Genomic DNA, 21,725 nt, shown 5'->3' on the forward strand with positions numbered 1-21,725 from the left:
TTGAACCTTTTGCGCCGGCATCTCTGTTTCCCCGGACGCCGCGATGTATAATGAAGCCACACATCCCGTTCGCGAAGGAGCGAGAAGCCGATGAATCCAGGGTCCGAATTCCGCCGGCCGCGCGGGGCTTACCGCAGAGCGCTTGTCCCGCAGAAATTGAAGCATCGTCTGTTCGCCGCGTTCGTGCTGCTGATCCTCGTGCCGTTCGCGCTGCTCAACGTCTACAATTACCGTCAGATCGAACGTGTCGTCGAAGAGAAGATCAGCCGGCAGAGCCGCGATCAGTTGGTCCAGCTCAACCGTACGCTCGAAGACCAGATGAGTATCGCCTACAAGACGCTGATTTTTCTCGAACAGGATTCGTCGGTACGCAGTGTGCTTCAGCAGCCGCAGGCCCGTTCTTCGCTCGACAATCAGGCGCTGATCGAAGAGAAATTCAAATCGCTGGGCAACAGCTTTTTCCTCTATAACCCTTATGTTTACTTTACGCTGCTGGATTTTCATGAGAGCGTTTACACCTCTTACGCGCCGAGACTGCAGCTCGAATACGCGCCTTACCGCGAACTGTTCGCTTCACAGTTGGGAGAAGGCGGGGAGAGTACGGGAGCGTCTTCCGCCCCCGCCCCCGCCGCCCCGGACGGTCTTTATTACCGCTGGGACCCGCGCGACGAAAATAATATCCTGCGCGAGATTTCCTCGGTGCCTTATCTGCTCTCGCTATACGCCTATATGCGGGATGCCGGCGGAGAGCCTTACGGTTTGGCGAGAATCGGGATCGATTATTCGTCTTGGTTCCGCTCCGCGCTCAAAGACATGCCGGGCAGGCAGGATTATTTCCTGATGACCGGCGGCGGGGAAGCGTTGGCGGCTTCGCCGCAGGACGCTGCGCTGACCGACCGCGTCGTCCGGCAGATTCGCGAAGGCGGCGACCATGCTTACCTGACCGACCGAAAATCCGGCATGCTGGTCAATTACGTCTATATCGAATCGCTGGATTGGTACATGGTCAGCCGGATTCCGCTGAACGTGTTGTTCGCGGAAATCTCGGAACTCAAGAGCCGGTATTTCCTGACTTTTTACGGGTTAACCGCGGCATTCGTCCTGTTCGCGTTCATGATCTCGTCGGCGTTCACGAAGCCGCTGTCGCTGCTGCAGACCCGGATGAAAGAAGCCGCGAGCAAGAATCTGCGCGTTCGGATCTCCGAAGAGCGCAGCCGGGGCGAAGTGCTTGAGCTGACGCGTACGTTCAACACGATGCTGGACGATACGCATGAGCTGATCCGCAAGCTCAAAGCCGAAGAACGGCAGAAAGAAGCGGTGCGCGTGCATATGCTGCTGGCGCAGATGAATCCGCATTTTCTGCTCAACACGCTGAATACGATGAAGTGGAGCTCGATCCGCAGCGGCAGCGACGATATCACGGAGATGTGCGTAGCGCTCGGGAAGCTGCTGGAAGCCAGCTTGAATTCCGAAGTGGAACTGATCTATCTGAAAGACGAGATTGAGCTGGTCCAGGCGTATCTCCATATTCAGCGGATGCGCTACCGGGATTCGTTCGGCGTCACGTGCGAGTTCGACGAGGAGTTGGAGTACGCCCTCGTGCCCAAGCTCAGCTTGCAGCCGCTCGTGGAGAACGCGATCCGGCACGGCGTGTCGCCTTTGCCCCGGCGCGGCGAGATCGCGATCCGCATCCGCCGGGAAAACGGATCGCTCGAGCTTGAAGTGGAAGACAACGGAGTCGGCATGGAAGAATCGCGCCGGTCGAAGCGGAGCGGGGAGCGGCAGGGCATCGGCTTGTCGAATCTGCGGGAACGCCTTCAACTGCTGTACCGGGGCGAAAGCGGGCTGGAGATCGAAAAACGCAGCCCGGGCACGGCGGTGCGCTTCCGTATTCCTTTCCTGCTCTCGACCCCTTACCGTCCGGGCGGCGAACCGCCGATCCGAACCGAATTCGATGAAGAAGGAGGCGACAGCCGTGTGGACCGTGCTGCTGGTGGAAGATGAAGTCTTCGTGCGGGAATCCGTGCGGGAGATTATCTCGTGGGAAGAGTTGGGCTTTCGGGTTATCGGGGAATCCGGCAACGGCGAGGAAGCGCTGGATATCATCCGCCGCGAACGGCCGGACCTGGTGCTGTCGGATATCGTGATGCCGGGACTCGACGGAATCGAACTGCTGCGGCGCGTCCGCGCCGAAGGGGTGCGCAGCAAATTCGTTATGCTGACTTGCATGGGCGAATTCGAATACGTGCGGCAGGCGATGGAGTACGGCGCGTCCAATTACATTCTGAAGCTGTCGATGAGCGTCAATTCGCTGCGGGACACGCTGCGCAAGGTAGGAGCGGAATTGGCCGAATCGGACAAGGCCGGCGGCCAACGCTTTGAGCCGGCGGCCGATCCCGGCGCGGCAGCCGAAGGAAACGCCGCGGCGTTCGGCCTGCGGAATCCGCCGGCAGCGGAAAACCGTTCCGCTGCCGAGCCTCCCGGTCCTTCCGATCCGACGGAGAGGTTCGGCCTCGAACCGGGCGCTTTGGCGGAAACGGCGGCGGGTCCGGGCGACGGGGAGCGGCCTGCGGATCTCGGCTTGTTCCGTCTCTACGCGGAGAGCGATATCGCCCATCCCGAAGTGCGGCGCATCGTGGAACATATCCATGCCCATTACGAGAGCGATATCACCGTCAAGTCCATGTCCCGTTACGTGATGATGGGCGAGAATTACGTCAGTGCCCTGTTCAAAAAGAAAACCGGCCATACGCTGATCCATTATCTGCACGGCGTGCGGATCGCCAAAGCGGCGGAATATCTGCGCGAGACCCGGCTGCCGGTGCACGAGGTGGGACAGCGCGTAGGCTTCGCGAACGACAACTATTTCATCAAGATTTTCAAGCGCTGGACCGGGAACACGCCCAGCCAATTCCGGCATCGTCCGAACTGAAGCCCGGGCTTCGAGACGATTCGGTTTCTGCGGCGGCAGGCGCTTTTCCCGCCTTTGTATGGAAGAAAACGATGCGCCGTCGACAGGTTTGCGTCCATGAACTTCACAGATTTCTTAGGTCCGAAACGTGGATATGTGGCTAAAAAAGAAAACGCTTCCCTGATACATTGAAAAGGAAAAGCCGCAACCACTTCAAGTTTTAGGGAGGTCGAAATCATGAGGGGTCAATCGATGGGACAAACCGCGACCGGCATGAAGAAAAGATGGGGAGCCGCGGTATCGGGTCTGCTGCTGGCATCGCTGCTGGGCGGATGCGTTGGAATGGGCGGAAACCAGCAGGCGACGGGAGCGAGCGGAGAAGCGGGAGAGAAAGCGGAAGGGCCGGTCAAGCTGACGATGTGGGGCGGCGTGCCGCCGGAAAACGGTCCGCAGCAGGTCGTGGACGACTGGAACGCGGAGCACCCGGACATCCAGGTGGAATACGTGCGCTACGTCAACGACGACGACGGCAACCTGAAGCTGGACACGGCTCTTTCGACGGGGCAGAATGTCGATCTGTTCGTCAATTACGCCATGTCTAACCTGGACAAGCGAACCAAGTCCGGCGTGGCGCTGGATATGGCGGAGTTCGCCGATTACGATATCGACAAGATGATCGGCGAAGAAGCGGCATCCTGGAAGATCGGCGATAAGTATTACGGACTGCCGACCACGCGGAACTCCACGTTCGTCGCGCTGAACGCGGACGCGCTGGAAAAGGCCGGCCTGCCGATTCCGCAGGAGTGGACTTGGGACGAAGCGCGCGAATACGCCCGCAAACTCAAAGAATCCGGCTTCCGCTACGGGCTGGTGCAGCATATGGCTTCCTTCTCCGATCCGCTGGATTCAGCCATGGTCGCGGACGGCTATACCAAGCAAGACGGCACGTCGAACATGGACGATCCGCTCGTCGGCAAATGGTTGGAAACGCTGAACGCCATGATGAAAGAAGACGCCTCCACGCCGCCGCTCGGCGAGCAGCTGACGTCGAAGATGCCGGTGGAGAATCTGTTCCTGGGCGGCGACGCGGCGATGCTGAACATCGGGAGCTGGCTGCTGCGCAGCTCGAACAACCAGAAAGACTTCCCGCGCGACTTCAAGATCGCATTTGCTCCGGTGCCCCGTCTGATGGAGAACGCGGACGATTACACGACCAGCGGCGGCGTGGGCGACATGATCTCGATCAACGCCAAGTCTGCGCACAAGGAAGAAGCCTGGCAGTTCCTCAAATGGTACGCCGACGGAGGCATGATGCCGATGGCGCCGGGCGGGCGGATTCCGGCGTCGAGCGCCGCCGACCGCGATGAAGCGCTCAAGCAGATGCTCGGCGATCAGGCAGCCACCTACGATCAAGCTTCGTTGGAGTACGTCATGTTCGGCAGCGGAATTCCGACGTTTACCCGCGAACTGTCGCAGGAGATGGTCGACATGCGGGCGCAGGAATACGAGAAATATTTCCTGGGCTCGCAGACGGTCGAGCAAGCGACGGCGAACATGGTCAAACAGCATAACGCCTGGCTGAAAAAAAGCAAATAGCGTCCGGCTGCCGACGGGAAGCGGCGGGGCATTCGTGAAAAGGTAAGCTCATGCCAGAAAAGCGGCGATGGAACAAATCCATGCGCCGCTTTTTTTCTTGGTCCCGACGCGCAAATGAGTATTTCTGTGACATGAATCAAGGGGTTCTGTTCCTTCCGGGCTCCGGCCGCGAGGCCGTATGCTTAACGGGAAAACAAGCGGAGGAGTTGAGAGTCGATGGGCAAATCGTGGCTGAAACGGCAAAGTCTGCTGGGATACGCGTTTATCGGGCCGAACATGCTGGGCGTGCTGCTGTTTTTCGTCCTGCCGGCCGTCTATTCGTTTTACCTGATGTTTACCGATTACACGTTCATGAACCCGGAGATTCATTTCGTCGGGCTCGACAATATCCGGCGGATGCTGGGCGACGACCTGTTCTACACGGCGCTGCGCAACACGGTCGTGTTCCTGCTGTCGGTGCCGGTGTCGATCATGCTCGCTTTTCTGGTCGCGGCGGCGCTGAACAAGTCGGTCTATTGGAAAAAAACGCTGCGTGCGCTGTACTTCATGCCTTACATCACAAGCGGCGTGGCCGTCGCATTCGTATGGATGCTGCTGTTCCAGCCGGCGGACGGCCCGATCAACGGCTTTCTGCGGGCGATTGGCATCTCGCATCCGCCGGGATGGCTGTCCACGACCGAAAGTTCCATGTTCGCGATCGACATCATCTGGATCTGGTTCATGCTGGGCTACAATATGATCATCTATCTGGCGGCGCTGCAGGAGATTCCGGAAGAGCTGGTGGAAGCGGCCAGGATCGACGGCGCGAAGCCGTGGCAGATTATCCGCAGCGTCGTCTGGCCGCTCGTCAGCCCGACCACGTTCCTGCTGCTCATCACCGGACTCATTATGTCAATCAAGACGTTCGGTATCATCCAGGCGATCACCCAGGGCGGGCCGGGCAGCAGCACGACCGTACTGTCGCTGTTCATCTACCAGAACGCGTTCCGCTATTACGAGATGGGTTACGCTTCCGCGATCTCGTGGGCGATGTTCGCGATCATCCTGCTCTTCACCGTGCTTCAGTGGATCGGGCAGAAGCGTTGGGTCCATTACTAGAAGGAGGCTGCGATTATGGAAAACGTAAAAAGCAATCCGTCCGAAGCGGCAGGCGGCGCCCCGGCCCGGCGGCTGCGGCTCGGCGAAGTCCTCAAGCCGGGCAAAGTGCTGCTCACGCTCCTCATGTCCGCCTTCGCGCTGCTCATGGTCGTGCCGTTCGTCTGGATGATCGGCACATCGTTCAAGACGCCGGCGGAAGTGTTCCAATATCCGGTCAAATGGATCCCGACGACGCTGCACTGGGAGCATCATATCCGCGTCTGGACGGGGCCCGACGGCTTCGCGACCTATTATCTCAACTCGATCAAGATCTCGCTGATCAGCACGGTCGGCGCGGTGTTCCTGTCTTCGCTGGCCGCTTACGGCTTCGCGCGGATCAAATTCAAAGGCCGTGAGCCGCTGTTCCTGCTGTATTTGTCGATGATGATGGTGCCTCCGCAGGTGCTGTTCGTGCCGAAATTCATCCTGTTCGACGCGATCGGCATCTACAATACGCACCTTGCGCTGATCCTGCCCGGCATGTTCACCATCTTCGGCGTGTTCATGATGCGCCAGTTCTTCCTGTCGGTGCCGGGCGAGATCACGGAAGCGGCGTTTATCGACGGGGCAGGCCATTTCCGCATCTTCTTCCGACTGATGCTCCCGCTCGCCAAGCCGGCGATCGCGACGCTTGCGATTATCGATTTCTCTTGGCATTGGAACGATTACGAGAACGCGCTGGTGTTCCTGCTGGACAAGAATCTGTTTACGGTGCCGCTGGGCCTCCAGAACTTTATCATGGAGAATACGGTCGATTATAACGGCATGATGGCCGCGGCGACGGCAGGGATCGTACCGATGCTGGCGGTGTTCCTGATCGGGCAGCGGTATATTATTCAGGGAGTGGCGGGGAGCGCGGTGAAAGGCTGAGCCGATTGTGCCCTGCCGCAGGGAAGTACGGAAACGTCGAACATCCAAACGCCGAAGCTGACGCTTCCGGCGTTTTTTGTTAGGATGAAAGGAGTTAGGTATCCCGGCACGCAGCGGGACAAGGGCGAAAGTGAGAACGGAATATGAACGAGAAAGCGCAGCCTCCCAAACCGAATAGGCAAACCAATTGGACGACAGGCGGGCGGGAACCGGGCAGCAGCCCGCAGGAACCGGCGGACAGCATGCGCCCGGCGGCAAATTCGGGGATTCCGGGCGGAACCGAGACGCTGGAAACGATCGAACTCGTGCTGGACGAAGTCGAGCGCCGACTGACGGACAAGGTCGTCCTCGACGAGCTGGCCGAGCGTGCCTATTTGTCGAAGTTTCATCTGCATCGCTTGATGCGCGCGGCTACCGGGCTTCCGCTGATGGAGTATGTCAGGGCCCGCAAACTGTCGGCCAGCGCGCACGCCCTGCTGGATACAAGAAGCGCGGGTACGGTGCTGGGTACGGCACTGGCGTTCGGCTTCGATCATGAGCAGTCGTATATCCGGGCGTTCAAGCGCCAGTTCGGGGTGACGCCGGCGCAGTTTCGCCGGGGCACCGAAGAGATCCGGCTGGTCGAGCGCTGCGATACGTCGGTGCTCAAGGAAATCCGCCGCGGCGTCGTGTTCGAGCCGATGTTCGTCATGAAGCCGCGAAGCCTGTATGCCGGCCGCAAAGCGACGATTCCGATCGCCGAAAATTTCGAGCGTTATACCGCGAACACGCACGGCGTGACCTTTTTCTACGGAGAGTATGCAAAGATTCCGAACAAGCTCAAGCCCGGCGTCTATATCGGCCTGACCCTGTATCCGCCGGAGCACAGACCGAAAGCGACGGATTATCTGACTTCCGCCGAAGTGTCTTCGCTGGAGGGCCTTACGCCGGAGTGGGACACTGCGGAGATTCAGGCAGGGAAATACGCGGTATTCAAATATATCGGCCGCTTTCACCCGGAACATCTGACCATCCATGAGCTGAACGAGATCTGGAATTACATGGACGAATGGCTGCTGCGCTCGCCGTACGAGCAGGCCCACGGGCATCATTTCGAATATATCGATATCGCGCTGGCGCGGGATGATTACTGCGAAGCGGATTTGTATGTGCCGATCCGGGATCTTTGAGCGGCAGTCCGGGAGCCGAAGCGGCCGGCATTTGACGGGTTCGGCACGGGTACACGAGGGATTCGGCATTTTTCTCATCGATTTCTAATGTGCCGGATTGAAACTTCATCCGGCCATGCGGAGTATGTAACGCAAACAGACGCGAATTCCCCGCCGGCGCCGAGCCGCAAGGCGGAGGGATGCGTGCAGCGAGGAGAGTGTATGTATTATGAAGAAGATTATTTTGGCCCTGACCCTGTTCGCCGTTCCGGTTGCAGGCTGTTCGGCGGTCGAGGAAGTGAACCGTTCCGTCGGTTATACGAGCGACGCCGTCTCTTATATCAATGATGCGTCGCAGTGGGCGCAGGATATTCCGCAGCTGGCGCAGAATGCGGTCAACGATCCGCAGGCCCAGGAGAAACTGTCGCAGGAACTGGACCGGGTGCAGCAGAGCATTGCCGATTTTGGCAAGACCGATGTGCCGGAGTTCGCGCAGGGGCTGCACGGACAGCTGACCGGCTACAATGCCAGTCTGAATACGCAGGTCGACGAACTGCAGCAGCGGATCGAAGCGGGCGAGTTTACGCCGGAACTGCTGCAGAATTCCGAAGTGATGCAGACGATTCAGAAAATCCAAGGATTGATGGATCAATTCAAGCAGTTGGGACAGTAAGATCCGGCCGGATTCCGCATAGAGCGGAATCCGGTTTTTGCGTATCCGGAACGGGCCGAACACCTGAGAGAACCGAACAAACGCGCTTTTCGATCTGAGGCCTCCGCGAACCCGCCGACTGCCGAATTCCGCAGGTCCCGGCGGCCTGCGCCTATCCATAAAAGGTACTTTTGCAAGTTGTAAAATTTATTGCGGTATTTTCTTGAAAACCACTGTACGAGTCATTTAATTTCGGTATAATCTTTCATGCAAACCGTTTTCGCAAAAAGAAAGCTCAGCGCATATCGGATCGAGCGAACAAGCCGTTCCGACTATTCCGTATACGGATACATTGAAGGAGGATTGAATACCGTTTGAAAAAGCTCGTCTGGATGGGCAGCCTGTTCTATCTGCTCATGGGGTTCATCAAAGTGACCGTCGCTTCCATCATCACCGTACTGCTGCCGCTGTACGATCGCGTCTATACGGACGCCGGAGCCCTGATCTTTATCGAGTTCGGCGCTTCGATCTTCGGGATGCTGATCCAGCCGTGGCTGGCGAACCGCATGTCCAAAAAAGCGATGCTGCATATCGGCGCGTGGGGTGTGGCGGCTTCCTACCTGATGATCGCTTTCCTGCCGTCTTGGCCGCTTCTGCTCGCCGGATTCGCCGCTGCCGGATTCCTCGGAGGCATTATCGAATCGGTGATTGCGGCCGTTATTCTGGAAGGCCTGCAGTCCAATGCCGCAGTTGCCATGAGCCGCCTCGAAGTCGCTTTCGGCGTAGGCTCGCTGCTGCTGCCGCTGACCATCGGCGTGCTGATCGTCGACGGTCTGTGGAATTACGCTTTGTTCGGCATCGCCGCCTACTGCGTCTTCCTGTCCCTGTTCGTGCGCTTTACCCGCTTCGGCGACGCGGAAGCGCTGTTCCGGCCGGCTCATAAGAACGAAGTGCCGAACGCCGTTCCGGCCGGTGCCGCTTCCTCCGGTCCGGTCGGGGCCGTCGTAGCCGCCGCGGCGACCAACCATCCGTCCGCGCGTCTCAAGCGGGTTCTGCGCTCGCCGGGCGCGCTGATGCTGCCGGTTTTCGTGCTGCTGTTCTTCTTCTACGGGGCAACGGATATCGGACTGGTCAACTACCTGCCTTCCCTGATGCTGGAGACCGGCATGGCCGACGCCGCAACCGCGCCGATCAGTGTTACCGTATTCTGGGCTGCGATGATCGCAGGGCGGATGTTCGCGGGTTACGAAGCGGAGAAATTGGGCTACCGCAAATATCTGTTTATCCATTGGGGCGGCATGGTCGTGCTCCTGTCGCTGTTTGCGCTCAACCGCAGCGCGGCGGTCGGCTACGTGCTGATCGTGCTGCTCGGCCTTACGCTGTCCGGGTTGTATGTCGTCACGCTTGTCTATGCCAAGACGCTGATGCCGCGCAATATCGCGCGCAACACCAGTATCCTGATGGCGGGCTGCGCCGTCGGCGGAGGATTGTTCTCCGTGACGGCCGGCCGGATGCTCGATGCGCTGCCGGCGTCCTACGTGCAGTGGACCATGGCGGGAATCGCCATGTTGAGCCTGCTGACGTACGTCGTTTATGCCAAAGAGCGCCGGGTGGAGTCGGCTGCGAAGCTGGCCCAGGCTTAGGTTCGAAGGCTCAAATGATCAAAAAAATGTCGATCGCATCCGATTTTCGAGACACGAATCGGCCGCCGCGCTTTCGGGCGCGGCGGCTTTTTTTGTTTTGCCGCGGCGATAAATGGCTCGGCTTCAAAGCTGCTTTTACCGGCGTTCCTGCGCGTGCCGGATTAAAGTCTCCATAATATTTGATCAAATTCGACAAAATGCGAGTTTATCTACAATTTTATTTTCGAACGACGATAAATAAAGAGAAAGCTCAAGGACTGATTGCACAAAGTTTGTATTGTCCGATTGTTAGGTCTCCCAAGCGCGGAATATTTGATCATCGACATGAATAGGAAGGATTTGAATGTATGTTTAGAAAAGACAATCACAGCTTCGACCTTACATCATTACTGCAGGAAAGCCGCCTATTGATACAAAATGCCGAAAAGGGAGACTCTGCGGAGTTCGCTTCTTCTCCGGGCTATTCCCCTCAACTTCAAGAATTCATTCAAAATTTAAATCAGGCTTTGCACATCGCGAAAAAGCGCGAGGAGCATATAGGCGTACGTTTGCGGCTTGTTACGCAGGCTATTCAGGTCGGGTTGTGGGACATGGACGTAGTGGCAGGGGATCCCGTTAATCCCAACAATACTTTTACCTGGACCGACGAGTTCCGCGCCATGGTCGGATTCAGGGATGAAAAAGATTTCCCCAACGTGCTGGACAGCTGGGCATCCAGACTGCATCCCGAGGACTATCATTGGGTTCTTCAAGCTTTTGCCGACCATCTGCTGGATCACACGGGCAAAACCCCCTACGACATTGAATACCGGCTCCAATTGAAGAACGGCGGCTACCGCTGGTTTCAGGCTACCGGAACGACCGTCAGGGACGGGAAAGGCATTCCTCTTCGCGTAGCGGGAGCCCTTTTCGATATCCACGACAAGAAAATAAAGGAACAGGAACTTGCGGATTACGTGGACCGTTACGAATTGATCAATCGGGCTTTGGTCGAGGCGCCTTGGGACATGACGGTCGTTGCGGGAGACGTCGTCAATCCGAACAACGAATTTTGGTGGTCGCCCCAATTCAGAAAGACGCTGGGATTCCAGAACGAAAATGATTTCCCGAACGTTTTCAACAGCTGGAGCAGCCGGCTTCATCCTGAAGATGCCGAACGGACGATTCAGGCGTTTGCGGAGCATATGAACGATTATTCCGGCAGAACGCCTTATGACCTGGATTACCGGCTGCAGCTTAAAAGCGGCGAATATCGGTGGTTTCATGCCGGCGGCGAAACGATCCGCGATGCCCAGGGAGTTCCGCTGCGCGTAGCCGGTACTATTCGGGACGTGACGCTCGAGCGGAAAAAGCGCGAAGTTTCGACGGCCATGAACGGCCGTATGCAAGAGCTTTCCTATTCGATGGACGAAATGGCAAGCGCGATCGAATCGGTATCCAGCCAAGCACAGGAAATGGCCGGAGCTCAAGAAAAATCGACGCAGGCCGCAAAAGAGGCCAAAAAAAGCGCGGACGCGACCCGCAGCATCTCGGATTCGATCAGGGAAATTGCCAATCAATCCAATCTGCTCGGCCTGAATGCCGCCATTGAGGCGGCTCGAGCCGGAGAGCTCGGCAACGGTTTTGCGGTTGTTGCCGGCGAAGTGCGCAAGCTGGCTATTCACAGCGCGGAAGCCACGAACAATATCGACAAGGTTTTAAACGAAACGAAAATGCTCATTGACGAAATTTTGGAGCATATCGGCAATATGACCTCGTATACGCAAACGCAAGCGGCGTTGACGGAACAAGTGAACGCCTCCATGGACGAAATCAACATGATGACGAAATCGCTGGTCGATACCATCCGGGAATTGTAACCCCTATCCGAAGCGTCGGACGTTCAGATCCGGCGCGGACGTTAAAATCATTCGTGTTCCTCTACCTGTCGTCTCCGCTCTCCGTTACAATGGGGAAATGATTCAAAGGCAAACGGACGTGTTAAGCATAAAACAATCGCATCAGCTTAACTTTTTTCCGGTCCGTACCTACAAAATCCAGGGATAGCGGAGGTTGACATGGAAACAGAGGCTCTCAGGAACGTGGAGTTATTGGCACTCAAAAAGCACAAGATTTACAAGCAAAGCGTCGTCCGCTATATCCTGCGCTCGATTCTGGCCAGCATGTTTATCGGGTTTGGCGTTATCGTCGCTTTCCGGGCAGGCGGCTTTTTCTACCTGGTCGAATCGCCGATGGCTTATCCGATGGCGGCGATCACGTTCGGCGCGGCGATCATCCTGATCTCCTACGGAGGCGGCGATCTGTTTACGGGCAATACATTCTATTATACGTATACGGCGCTGCGCAAAAAAATGAAATGGACCGAAGTCTTCAAGCTGTGGGTCACGAGTTACGCAGGCAATCTGATGGGAGCGGCGCTGTTCGCGGGATTCATTTTCCTGACGGGGCTGTTTGCTTCGCCGGATATCAACGGATTTCTGCTCAACGTGGTCCAGCACAAGATGGAAGCGCCGACGAGCCAGCTGTTCTTCCGCGCGATTTTGTGTAACTGGCTGGTCTGTATGGCGTTCTTCGTGCCAATGTTCATGAAGGAAAACGGAGCGAAGATGTTCGCGATGATGCTGTTCGTGTTCTGCTTCTTCATCTCGGGCTACGAACACAGTATTGCCAACATGTGTACGTTCGCGATCGCGCTTGTCGTTAACCATCCGGCGGAGATTTCCATGGCGGGCGTCGTACACAATCTGGTTCCGGTTACGCTTGGCAATCTGGTCGGCGGCGCCGGACTGATGGGGTTCATGTATTTCTACGTCAATAAGCCGTTTTTGAACGAAGAAGAAGCGGGCAAGCACTGAACGGTTTGAAAAAGAACGCGTCTGCAGGCAGGCAAAGCGGAATTTGCCGAATGACAAACCAAAGAACGGCACACCGATCAAGTCGGTGTGCCGTTCTTTTTGGGTCGGGGCAGATCCTACTTCAGGCTGCCGCCGCCTTTCTCTGTCAGGTTCTTGATGAACTGAAGCGCTTCGGCCCGCGTAAGCGTAGCGTTTCCTTTGAACGAAGCGACCGTTTTCTGCGTCTTGCTGCTGCCGCTGGCGATCCCGGAGGAGAGCACGTAACGGATCGCATCATTGCCGGTGCGCTCGACGCCGTTGGCGGATGCGAGCAGCTCGGCGACCTGAACGCGGGTCAGCTTCTGGCCGCGCGCCGTTTTGGACGAATAGCCTTTGAGCGGCAGATTCAGCTGTTTGGCGCGGGTGTAATACGTGTTCGACCATGTGCCGGAAACGGCATTTTTCACTTCCGGCTCGAACGCGCGGATCAGCATGGCCAGGAATTCGGATTCCGTTACCGTGCTGCCCGGCTTGAACTGGCCGTCGGCATAGCCTTTGACCAGGCCGCGCTCAAAGCCCCAGACGATCGTCTCGCGTCCCCAGAAGGTCGGTTTGATATCCGGGAAAGGCAGGGCGACCGAAACGGAAGGCGCCGCGGGAGGTTGGGCCGGAGCGGAGACGACCGGTGCCGGAGGCGTTACCGCCGGCTGGGCCGCAGGCTTGGCCGGTACGACGGCTGCCGGTACTGCCGGAGCGGGTGCTGCCGGAGCAGGTGCTGCCGGAGCCACAGGTGCCGGAGCGGCTGCTCCGCCACCGCCACCACCGCCGCTACCGCCCGAAGGGATCTGCGCGCTGCCGCCCGAAGGGGCCGGCGTCACCGTAACAGGAGCTTGAACAACGGCAGGTGGAGCATCCGGAGCCGCAGCGGGTTCCGTCAAAGTCGGTTGAACCGGAGTCTGAGCTATTTCGTTCTCAGCCGGAAGAAGTTGTGTTCTTCCCGAAACCGTAACGCCCAATGATTCGTTGCCAGCTGTATCGACTGTAGTGAGACGGAACTGGTAAGCGGTATCGGGATTCAGGTTTGTGGCTTGATAAGTGATGCCTGTTACCGTCGTCGGTTGAATAGAAGGTCCATTATATACGCGAACTTCTTTAAAGTCGTAATCAGCAGGAAGCGTCCACCCCAGTGTCAGGCTATCCGAAGTGGAGGAGACGACGCCTGCATCTTTGACTTCGGACGATGCAGTCGTATCGGCTGTCGATTTAAACGTTACCAAGCCTTCTCCATACAAGCGATCACGGCCGGCGGTTCCGAGATCAACCGTATAATCTTTCAGCAGTTGGCGCAGAACGGCAGGAGAGGCCGAAGGGTTTTTCTCCTTGAGCAGAGCCAGCTCGCCGGCGATGTGAGGAGCCGCTTGGGAAGTGCCGCTCATTCCGCGATAAGAATAACCGAGAGCAGATGGATACGTCGATGCGATTGCAACGCCAGGAGCGGAAAAGTCCACTCTAGGTCCAGCCGATGAAAAGGCTGCATGTTCCAGGTTTTGGTCAACTGCAGCTACAGAAATAACACTTTCATATTTGGCCGGATAGTTAACCGTATCTTCATTTACGTTCGAAGCTGTTCCGCTGTTGCCGGCGGAAGCGACTACCACGATACCTTTATTGTAGGCCTTATCGACCATATCGTGCAGAGCCTTCGAATCATCGGGAGTGCCGAGCGAGAGGTTGATGATATTCATATCGTTCTCGATTGCCCAGTCCAAGCCTTCCAGCACATCTTGAAGCGTGCCTGTTCCGCCTGAATCCAATACCTTGACGCCGTAGAGAGAGATACCGGGAGCCATACCTGTGACTAAACCTGCTCCGCTATCGGCAGCGATAATGCCGGCAACATGTGTGCCGTGACCGTTATCGTCTGCGTAGTTGAGGTTTGTGCCGGGGCCAACGGAAGAAATGCCCCCTGCAATCTTAAACTCCGGGTGAGGAGAAATACCGGAATCGATGACGGCGACTTTGACGCCTTGTCCGGTAAAGCCCTGCTGCCACATCATATTGGGGGCAACGGTTTGATAGTTCCAACGCGACTGCTCGTCGAAGTTCGCGGAAGGAGTCGTACCCATCCCTTCAATGTCGGTCGTCTGGAAAGAGATATTGCGTTCAATATAGGCGATATCCGGGTTCTGCGCGAGATCCCGGAGTTCTTCCGGACTGACGGCGGCCGATACGGCGGGAACCGTTTCGAACTCGTGCCGGATTTCTTCGCTTTGTTCGAGGGCGGCTTCTTTGCCGTCCTCGTTTTTATAGACGATCACCACTTCTTGATCCGGACCGTCTGCGGCAAAAGCCGTTGGAGCCGACGGTGTACCGGACGGAGCCAGTAAAGGCAGAACGAGCAGGGAAGACAGGGCGACAGACAGATGCTTTCTATTCATGGTGTATGTTCTCCTCCTCGTAAATTCGACAAATTCGGTCAAATACATATATCGGCGTCGATGAAGCCGAATTTTAGCGTTTGCTACACGATTGTGTGAAATATTCATTTTTAGACGGACAAAGAGAAAGCAGGTTTGAATGCTTTACCATACATGTGATCAAGAGTTGACCATTAATAGGTATTTTGATGAATGAAATGAAGGGTTATCGTTTCTTTTTTTCGAAATAGCGAAATTTTTTTAGAAAAAAGTTGACTGTAAGCGCTTTTAGAATTACTATATAATCACATAATGATCAAAAGTTAATCAATACATCATCGAAAAAGGCAAGCGCATTCATATTACTGCAAAGGGGAACGGTCATGAGAGAACAAGACATCGCCTGGGGTATTGCGCCGATTGGCTGGCGGAACGACGACATACCGGAGATCGGCGCGGGCAATACGCTGCAGCATTTGTTAAGCGACATTGTCGTAGCCGGATTCGAAGGAACGGAAGTGGGCGGCTTTTTTCCGGAAGCCCGTATTTTGAACAAAGAACTCGGGCTGCGCAATCTCCGGATTGCCGGCCAATGGTTCAGCAGTTTCATCGTCCGCGACGGACTTGATCGGGTCGTCGGCCCGTTCCGGACGCAGTGCCGCTATTTGCAGGACGTAAAAGCGGACGTAATCGTCGTTTCCGAGCAGACAGGCAGCGTCCAGGGATCGGAGCTCAACGTTTTCGCCGAAAAACCGAAGTTCGACGACGCGGAATGGGACGCGCTGTGCGAAGGGTTGAATGAACTGGGGGGCATCGCTCGGGAATACGGCCTGCGTCTCGCGTACCATCATCACATGGGAACGAGCGTCCAGACGGCGGAGGAGATCGATCGCCTGATGAATGGCACCGATCCGGCGCGCGTGCAGCTCTTGTACGATACGGGACATATTTTCGTGTCGGACGGGGACTGCATGACGGTTTTGCGCAAACATATCGGCCGCATCGGCCATGTGCATTTCAAGGATGCGCGCCAGAATGTGCTGGACGAGTGCCGGGGAAGCGGAAAGTCCTTTATGCAATCGTTCCTGAGCGGCATGTTTACGGTGCCGGGCGACGGTTGCATCGATTTCAAGGAAGTGTTCGACTTTCTGATTGCCGGCGGGTACAAAGGTTGGATCGTGGTCGAAGCGGAACAGGATCCCGAAGCGGCGCATCCGCTGGAATACGCTTTGATGGCAAGGCGCTATATTAATGAAAGGCTGCTGGCGCAGACTCCAATCCAGACTTGAGAGAGAGGCGATCGACATGCAAAAAGGCACGGCTCAAAAGTCTTTCCTGACCAAAGTCATTCTGATTTCGACACTCGGCGGACTGTTGTTCGGTTATGATACCGGCGTGATCAACGGCGCGCTACCTTATATGTCCGATCCCAGCCAGCTTAACCTGAACGCGCTCGGACAAGGGATGGTGTCCAGTTCGCTGCTCTTCGGCGCCGCGATCGGCGCGGTATTCGGCGGCCGCTTGTCCGACCGCAACGGCCGTCGCAAAAACATTATGTGGCTGTCGATCCTGTTCTTCTTCGCCACGCTGGGTTGTACGCTGGCTCCGAATATGGAAATCATGATCGTAGCCCGCTTTATGCTCGGCTTGGCGGTAGGCGGCGCATCCGTAACCGTGCCGTCCTATCTGGCGGAAGTAGCGCCTGCGGACCAGCGCGGCGGCATCGTGACCCGCAACGAGCTGATGATCGTCAGCGGCCAATTGGCGGCTTTCGTCATCAACGCGATTCTCGGTTCGTTCATGGGCGAACATCCGCACGTTTGGCGCTACATGCTCGTCATTGCCGCGCTTCCGGCTATCTTCCTGTTTATCGGCATGTTCCGCGTGCCGGAAAGTCCGCGCTGGCTGGTCGCGAAGGACCGGACGAACGACGCGCTCGGCGTGCTGCGCAAGATGCGCAGCGAAGGCGAGGCGCAGGAAGAACTGATGCAGATCGAGACTACCGTGCATCAGGAACGCGGACTGCAGAAAGCGAGCTTCAAAGATCTGGGTACACCGTGGATTCGCCGGATCATGCTGATCGGCATCGGCATCGCGATCGTGCAGCAGATCACCGGCGTCAATTCGATTATGTATTACGGCACGGAAATTTTGAAAGATGCCGGATTCGCTACCCGAGCAGCGCTGATCGGCAACATTGCAAACGGTATCATTTCCGTCGTCGCCACCTTCGTCGGCATCTGGCTGCTAGGCCGCGTCGGACGCCGTCCGATGCTGATTACCGGACTGATCGGCACGACGTGCGCGCTGCTGTTGATCGGCGTGATGTCGTCCGTGCTCGAAGGATCGGCAGCGCTGCCTTACGTCGTGCTGTTCCTGACCGTTACCTTCCTGGCTTTCCAACAGGGCGCGATTTCTCCGGTGACGTGGCTGATGCTGTCCGAGATTTTCCCGCTTCGTCTGCGCGGCATCGGAATGGGCACGACCGTCTTCTTCCTTTGGATGATCAACTTTGCGGTCGGCCTGCTGTTCCCGGTGCTTCTCGCCGGAATGGGGCTGTCTGCGACGTTCTACATCTTCGCGGCGCTCGGCCTGGGTGCAATCACCTTCGTCAAGATGTTCCTGCCCGAAACGAAAGGCTTGACGTTGGAACAAGTCGAAGAGAATTTCCGGAATCACGGCAAATCCGCTTCGGAAAGACAGGCCGTGGATCAGGGTTATACCGCCAAAGCCGCTTCGGTCTCCGACAGCACGCTGAAATAAAGAAGCTCGTTTAAACGGCATTCATACGAATTCGAGGAGGAAGATGGATATGGCATTGAACATCGGGGTAATCGGTACGGGAGCGATCGGACGGGAGCATATCCGGCGCATTGCGCGCAATCTGTCGGGAGGCAAAATCACGGCGGTTACCGACGTGAATCAGGAGGCCGCGAAGGCGGTCGTGGAAAATTTCGGGCTGGACGCTCAGGTGTTCCCGGACGATAAAACGCTGCTGGCGCAGGGCAACGTCGACGCGGTGCTGGTCACGAGCTGGGGTCCGGCGCACGAGCAGAGCGTGCTTGCCGCGATCGAAGCGGGTAAATACGTCTTTTGCGAAAAACCGCTCGCCACGACGGCCGAAGGCTGCCGCCGGATCGTCGACGCCGAAATCCGCCATGGCAAACGTCTCGTGCAGGTCGGCTTCATGCGCCGCTACGACAGCGGATACGTGCAGCTCAAAAAGGCGATCGACGAACGCTTTATCGGCGAGCCGCTGATGATTCGCTGCGCGCACCGCAATCCGGAAGTGGGCGACGGCTACACGACGGACATGGCGATCACCGATACGTTGATCCACGAAATCGACGTGCTGCATTGGCTGGTTAACGACGACTACAAATCCGTGCAGGTCGCGTTCCCCAAAAAATCGCGTCACGCTTCCGGCCATCTGGGCGATCCTCAGGTCGTTACGCTGGAAACGCACGGCGGCATCCTGATCACGGCCGAAATCTTCGTCAACTGCCGCTACGGCTACGACATCCAGTGCGAAGTCATCGGGGAAGAAGGCATAATCAAGCTGCCGGAACCGTCGAGCATTTCCTTCCGCAAGCAAGCGACGCGGGGAACGGACATCCTGATGGATTGGAAAGACCGCTTTATCGACGCTTACGATCGCGAGATTCAGAACTTTATCGATTCGGTCGGAAACGGCGGGGAACCGCAGGGACCGACGGCATGGGACGGCTATATCGCGGCGGTAACGGCGGATGCCTGCGTCAAAGCGCAGCAGAGCGGCGGACGCGAAGAAATCGAGCTGGGCGAGAAGCCGGCGCTGTACGAAGAACGCACCCCGAGCCAGGCTTAAGCCCGGCTCTCTCCACACTATTTTAAGAAAAGGCGGGAATGACAATGAGACTGTGCTTCAATCAGGCGACGACGCTCAACAACTCGAACCTGGAAAAGGACCTGGAGCTGTGCGAAAAACACGGCTACGATTATATCGAAATCCGCACGATGGACAAACTGCCGGAATATTTGGAAAGCCATTCGCTCGACGATCTGGCCGTCTATTTCGAATCGCATCATATCAAGCCGCTGGCATTCAACGCGTTGGTGTTCTTCAACAACCGCAGCGAGGAAGACCATGACAAAATTATCGACGAGTTCAAACTGATGATGGAATGGGGCTCCAAGCTCGGCGTCCGCTACGTTGTCGCCGTACCGCTCGTGACCGAAGAGAAAATCACGCGTTCGGAGATCCGTTCCAGCAGCGTAAGCGTGCTGCGCGAGCTGTCGGATATCGCGAAGCCTTACGGCATCGGCATCGCCGTCGAATTCGTCGGCCATCCGCAGTGCACGGTCAATACGTTCGGCGAAGCGTACGACATCGTTGAAGAAGTGGACCGCGACAATGTCGGCTTGGTACTGGACTGCTTCCATTTCCACGCGATGGGCTCCAAACGCGAGGATCTGGAGCGCGCCGACGGTTCCAAAATCTTCATCCTGCATATCGACGACACCGAAGATTTCCAGATCGGACTGCTGACGGACGAAGACCGCGTATGGCCGGGGCAAGGCGCGATCGATCTGGATTACCTGCTGTCCACGCTGCGCACCAAAGGTTACGGCGGTGCCGTGTCCGTCGAACTGTTCCGTCCGGAATATTACGAGCTGGAAGCCGAGGAAACGATCCGTACGGCCAAGAAAACGACGCTCGAAGTCGTGTCCCGCCATTATCCGATCGAAGCGCTGGCTTAAGATTCCGTTCTGCCCGAATTTCTCCACCGGGCTGCTTCCGTCCCCCGCACTCGACTCTGCGTTTCATCGGAACCATTGAAATCCGTCAACGGACGAAGGTCCGTTAACGGGTTCTTTTTATCCCCAGCGTCGTCCTCGGCGCGCCCACCTGGTGCTAGTTTCATGCGCGCGTCATCGCTTCAGCTCGCTTTAAAGCCCAAAAAGCGGGTGCGTTTGCCGACTAAGCAAATGCACCCGCTTTTTCACCTCCCCTACAGCCTTCCTCTCATAATAGGCCTTCCAAAAACTGAGCCTTGCCCAGTCCGAAGCACCAATCCGCGTCCCCGTTCTCGGCGATCGAGACCATAAGGTCGGTCGGAGCGATACCGCAGTCGCGCTGCAGATACTCGGCGAGCAGGGCATACAGCTTTTTTTTCTGCTCCGGCGTACGGGTCTTGCTTACGACGCTGATGATGACGATGTCGCGGGTACGGGGGTAACCAAGGCCGGTGTCTTCGATGACCAATTCGTGGGCGGGATGCTGATGCACGATCTGATAGCGGTCGGAAGCAGGGACGCCAAGGGCTTCGACCATCGCCTCGTGGGCGGAATCCAACAGCTTTTTCAACTCCTCGGGGCTTCTTCCTTCCTGAACGTCAAAACGCAATAACGGCATACAGGTTCCTCCTTCAATGATAACGGGATTCGGGTAAGTCGGCGAATGTTTAAACCTGACGCAGCGAGATTCCGCCGGACCGGCACGATTCGAGATACTCCTGCGGCAGATCGCGGGACGTGACCAGCACGTCGAGATCCGCGAAAGAAGCGTAGGTAAGCAGGGTGGAGCGGCCGAATTTGCTGGCGTCCGCCAGCAGAATAAGCTTTTCCGCCCGGCCGGCGATCGATTTCTTGATCTCGTATTCCAGCAGATCGGAATTGGTCAGGCCGTGCACCAGACTGACGCCGGTGGCGGACATGAACGCTTTGTTGACGTTGTACTTTTCCAGCATCCGCACGTCGTCGACGCCGACGAACGAGCGGGTTTTGCGTTTGTACGTGCTTCCCAGCACGAGCAGATTGACGTTCGGCATATTCGCCGCTCCGTCAATGACGTCGAGACTGTTGGTCAGAATGGTCAGGTGTTTGTCGGGGTCGAGATAGCCGACCATGTTGCAGGTCGTCGTTCCCGAATCGATGAAGATCAAATCGTTCTCCTCGACGTACCCGGCGGCGATCCGACCGATTTCGGCTTTTTCGTTTGGATGCTTGATATTGCGGTTTTCGAAAGGAACCAATTCCGTGACCGACACGACGCCTCCGTAAACTTTCTCGATCGAGCCTTTTCGCAAAATCTGGTTGATGTCGCGACGGATCGTGTTTTTGGAGACGTCGAAGGCCGAGCACAGTTCGTCCAGCGTGACATTTTTCCGGTCATGAATGTATTCTTCGATATCCTGGAGTCGTCTGGCTTTCATAGGCATTCTCCTGTTGGTTTGATACGCAAAATTATAAATGATATCCAAAAGTTAATCAATAGTTAATTATATATGATCAATACATACTTAATAATGACCCTTTAAAAAGAATGGGGATAAAAATGGTAACGGATACAATTTGAAAACCAAGACGAATAAAATCCGCTTCTGACAAGGTTATGATAAAATCAAAGCATAGAAATCCAGCATTTTTCATGATTTTTTAAGCAGAATGATTATTTTTCATGTTGATTTGGACTTGACGGGCATGTTTGGTTTGGATATGATAAAAACATAACCAAGATATGATCAAACGTGACAGC

General features: G+C 56.5%; 17 protein-coding genes. 14 read left to right on the forward strand and 3 right to left on the reverse strand.

Annotation, left to right across the window (positions count from 1 at the left end):
* Positions 1-90 precede the first annotated feature (90 nt).
* From HOP44_RS17635 to HOP44_RS17680, 10 genes are all read left to right on the forward strand, one after another.
* Positions 91-2,004 carry a cache domain-containing sensor histidine kinase gene (locus HOP44_RS17635; RefSeq protein WP_172255682.1) on the forward strand — a complete coding sequence of 638 codons (1,914 nt, stop codon included), beginning with the start codon at positions 91-93 and terminating at the stop codon, positions 2,002-2,004.
* Positions 1,976-2,932: a response regulator gene (locus HOP44_RS17640; RefSeq protein WP_172255684.1), complete on the forward strand. Its 957-nt coding sequence runs from the start codon at positions 1,976-1,978 to the stop codon at positions 2,930-2,932. Before HOP44_RS17635 ends, HOP44_RS17640 begins: the two co-directional genes overlap by 29 nt.
* Positions 2,933-3,148: 216 nt before the next feature.
* Entirely contained in the window at positions 3,149-4,507 is a 1,359-nt protein-coding gene (locus HOP44_RS17645) for an ABC transporter substrate-binding protein (RefSeq protein ID WP_246369896.1), read from the forward strand.
* 216 nt (positions 4,508-4,723) lie between these two features.
* On the forward strand, positions 4,724-5,605 hold the full coding sequence (locus HOP44_RS17650) for a carbohydrate ABC transporter permease (RefSeq protein WP_172255686.1): 882 nt from the start codon (positions 4,724-4,726) through the stop codon (positions 5,603-5,605).
* A gap of 123 nt (positions 5,606-5,728) precedes the next feature.
* Positions 5,729-6,514, forward strand: a complete 786-nt coding sequence (locus HOP44_RS17655) for a carbohydrate ABC transporter permease (RefSeq protein ID WP_246369914.1) — start codon at positions 5,729-5,731, stop codon at positions 6,512-6,514.
* Between the two features lie 143 nt (positions 6,515-6,657).
* Positions 6,658-7,683, forward strand: coding sequence for an AraC family transcriptional regulator (locus tag HOP44_RS17660; RefSeq protein ID WP_172255690.1), 1,026 nt, complete (start codon positions 6,658-6,660; stop codon positions 7,681-7,683).
* 208 nt (positions 7,684-7,891) lie between these two features.
* Positions 7,892-8,335, forward strand: a complete 444-nt coding sequence (locus tag HOP44_RS17665; RefSeq protein ID WP_172255692.1) for a DUF6376 family protein — start codon at positions 7,892-7,894, stop codon at positions 8,333-8,335.
* A 353-nt stretch (positions 8,336-8,688) separates the two neighbouring features.
* Positions 8,689-9,957: an MFS transporter gene (locus HOP44_RS17670; RefSeq protein WP_172255694.1), complete on the forward strand. Its 1,269-nt coding sequence runs from the start codon at positions 8,689-8,691 to the stop codon at positions 9,955-9,957.
* 347 nt (positions 9,958-10,304) lie between these two features.
* On the forward strand, positions 10,305-11,816 hold the full coding sequence (locus HOP44_RS17675) for a methyl-accepting chemotaxis protein (RefSeq protein ID WP_172255696.1): 1,512 nt from the start codon (positions 10,305-10,307) through the stop codon (positions 11,814-11,816).
* Between the two features lie 198 nt (positions 11,817-12,014).
* A complete protein-coding gene (locus tag HOP44_RS17680) occupies positions 12,015-12,812 on the forward strand; it encodes a formate/nitrite transporter family protein (protein ID WP_172255698.1) in 798 nt (265 codons plus the stop codon).
* Positions 12,813-12,928: 116 nt separating this feature from the next.
* Here the strand turns inward: HOP44_RS17680 and HOP44_RS17685 are convergent, their stop codons facing one another.
* Entirely contained in the window at positions 12,929-15,229 is a 2,301-nt protein-coding gene (locus HOP44_RS17685) for a S8 family serine peptidase (protein WP_172255700.1), read from the reverse strand.
* Positions 15,230-15,591: 362 nt separating this feature from the next.
* Here HOP44_RS17685 and iolE point away from each other — a divergent pair, with 362 nt between their 5' ends.
* From iolE to iolI, 4 genes are read left to right on the forward strand one after another with little or no spacing between them, the layout of a single operon-like run.
* Complete coding sequence (gene iolE / locus HOP44_RS17690) at positions 15,592-16,497, forward strand: myo-inosose-2 dehydratase (RefSeq protein WP_172255703.1); 906 nt, start codon at positions 15,592-15,594, stop codon at positions 16,495-16,497.
* A gap of 16 nt (positions 16,498-16,513) precedes the next feature.
* Entirely contained in the window at positions 16,514-17,971 is a 1,458-nt protein-coding gene (locus HOP44_RS17695; protein ID WP_172255919.1) for a sugar porter family MFS transporter, read from the forward strand.
* A 49-nt stretch (positions 17,972-18,020) separates the two neighbouring features.
* Complete coding sequence (gene iolG / locus HOP44_RS17700) at positions 18,021-19,055, forward strand: bifunctional inositol 2-dehydrogenase/D-chiro-inositol 1-dehydrogenase (RefSeq protein WP_172255706.1); 1,035 nt, start codon at positions 18,021-18,023, stop codon at positions 19,053-19,055.
* Between the two features lie 44 nt (positions 19,056-19,099).
* On the forward strand, positions 19,100-19,948 hold the full coding sequence (iolI, locus tag HOP44_RS17705) for a 2-keto-myo-inositol isomerase (RefSeq protein WP_172255922.1): 849 nt from the start codon (positions 19,100-19,102) through the stop codon (positions 19,946-19,948).
* A 265-nt stretch (positions 19,949-20,213) separates the two neighbouring features.
* On the opposite strand, the gene HOP44_RS17710 is transcribed toward iolI, so the two are convergent.
* Positions 20,214-20,603 carry a tautomerase family protein gene (locus tag HOP44_RS17710; protein WP_172255710.1) on the reverse strand — a complete coding sequence of 130 codons (390 nt, stop codon included), beginning with the start codon at positions 20,601-20,603 and terminating at the stop codon, positions 20,214-20,216.
* 49 nt (positions 20,604-20,652) lie between these two features.
* Positions 20,653-21,402 carry a DeoR/GlpR family DNA-binding transcription regulator gene (locus HOP44_RS17715; RefSeq protein WP_172255713.1) on the reverse strand — a complete coding sequence of 250 codons (750 nt, stop codon included), beginning with the start codon at positions 21,400-21,402 and terminating at the stop codon, positions 20,653-20,655.
* Between the last annotated feature and the right edge of the window lie 323 nt (positions 21,403-21,725).

The organism is Saccharibacillus deserti (genome assembly GCF_013618475.1).
GTDB lineage: Bacteria > Bacillota > Bacilli > Paenibacillales > Paenibacillaceae > Saccharibacillus > Saccharibacillus deserti.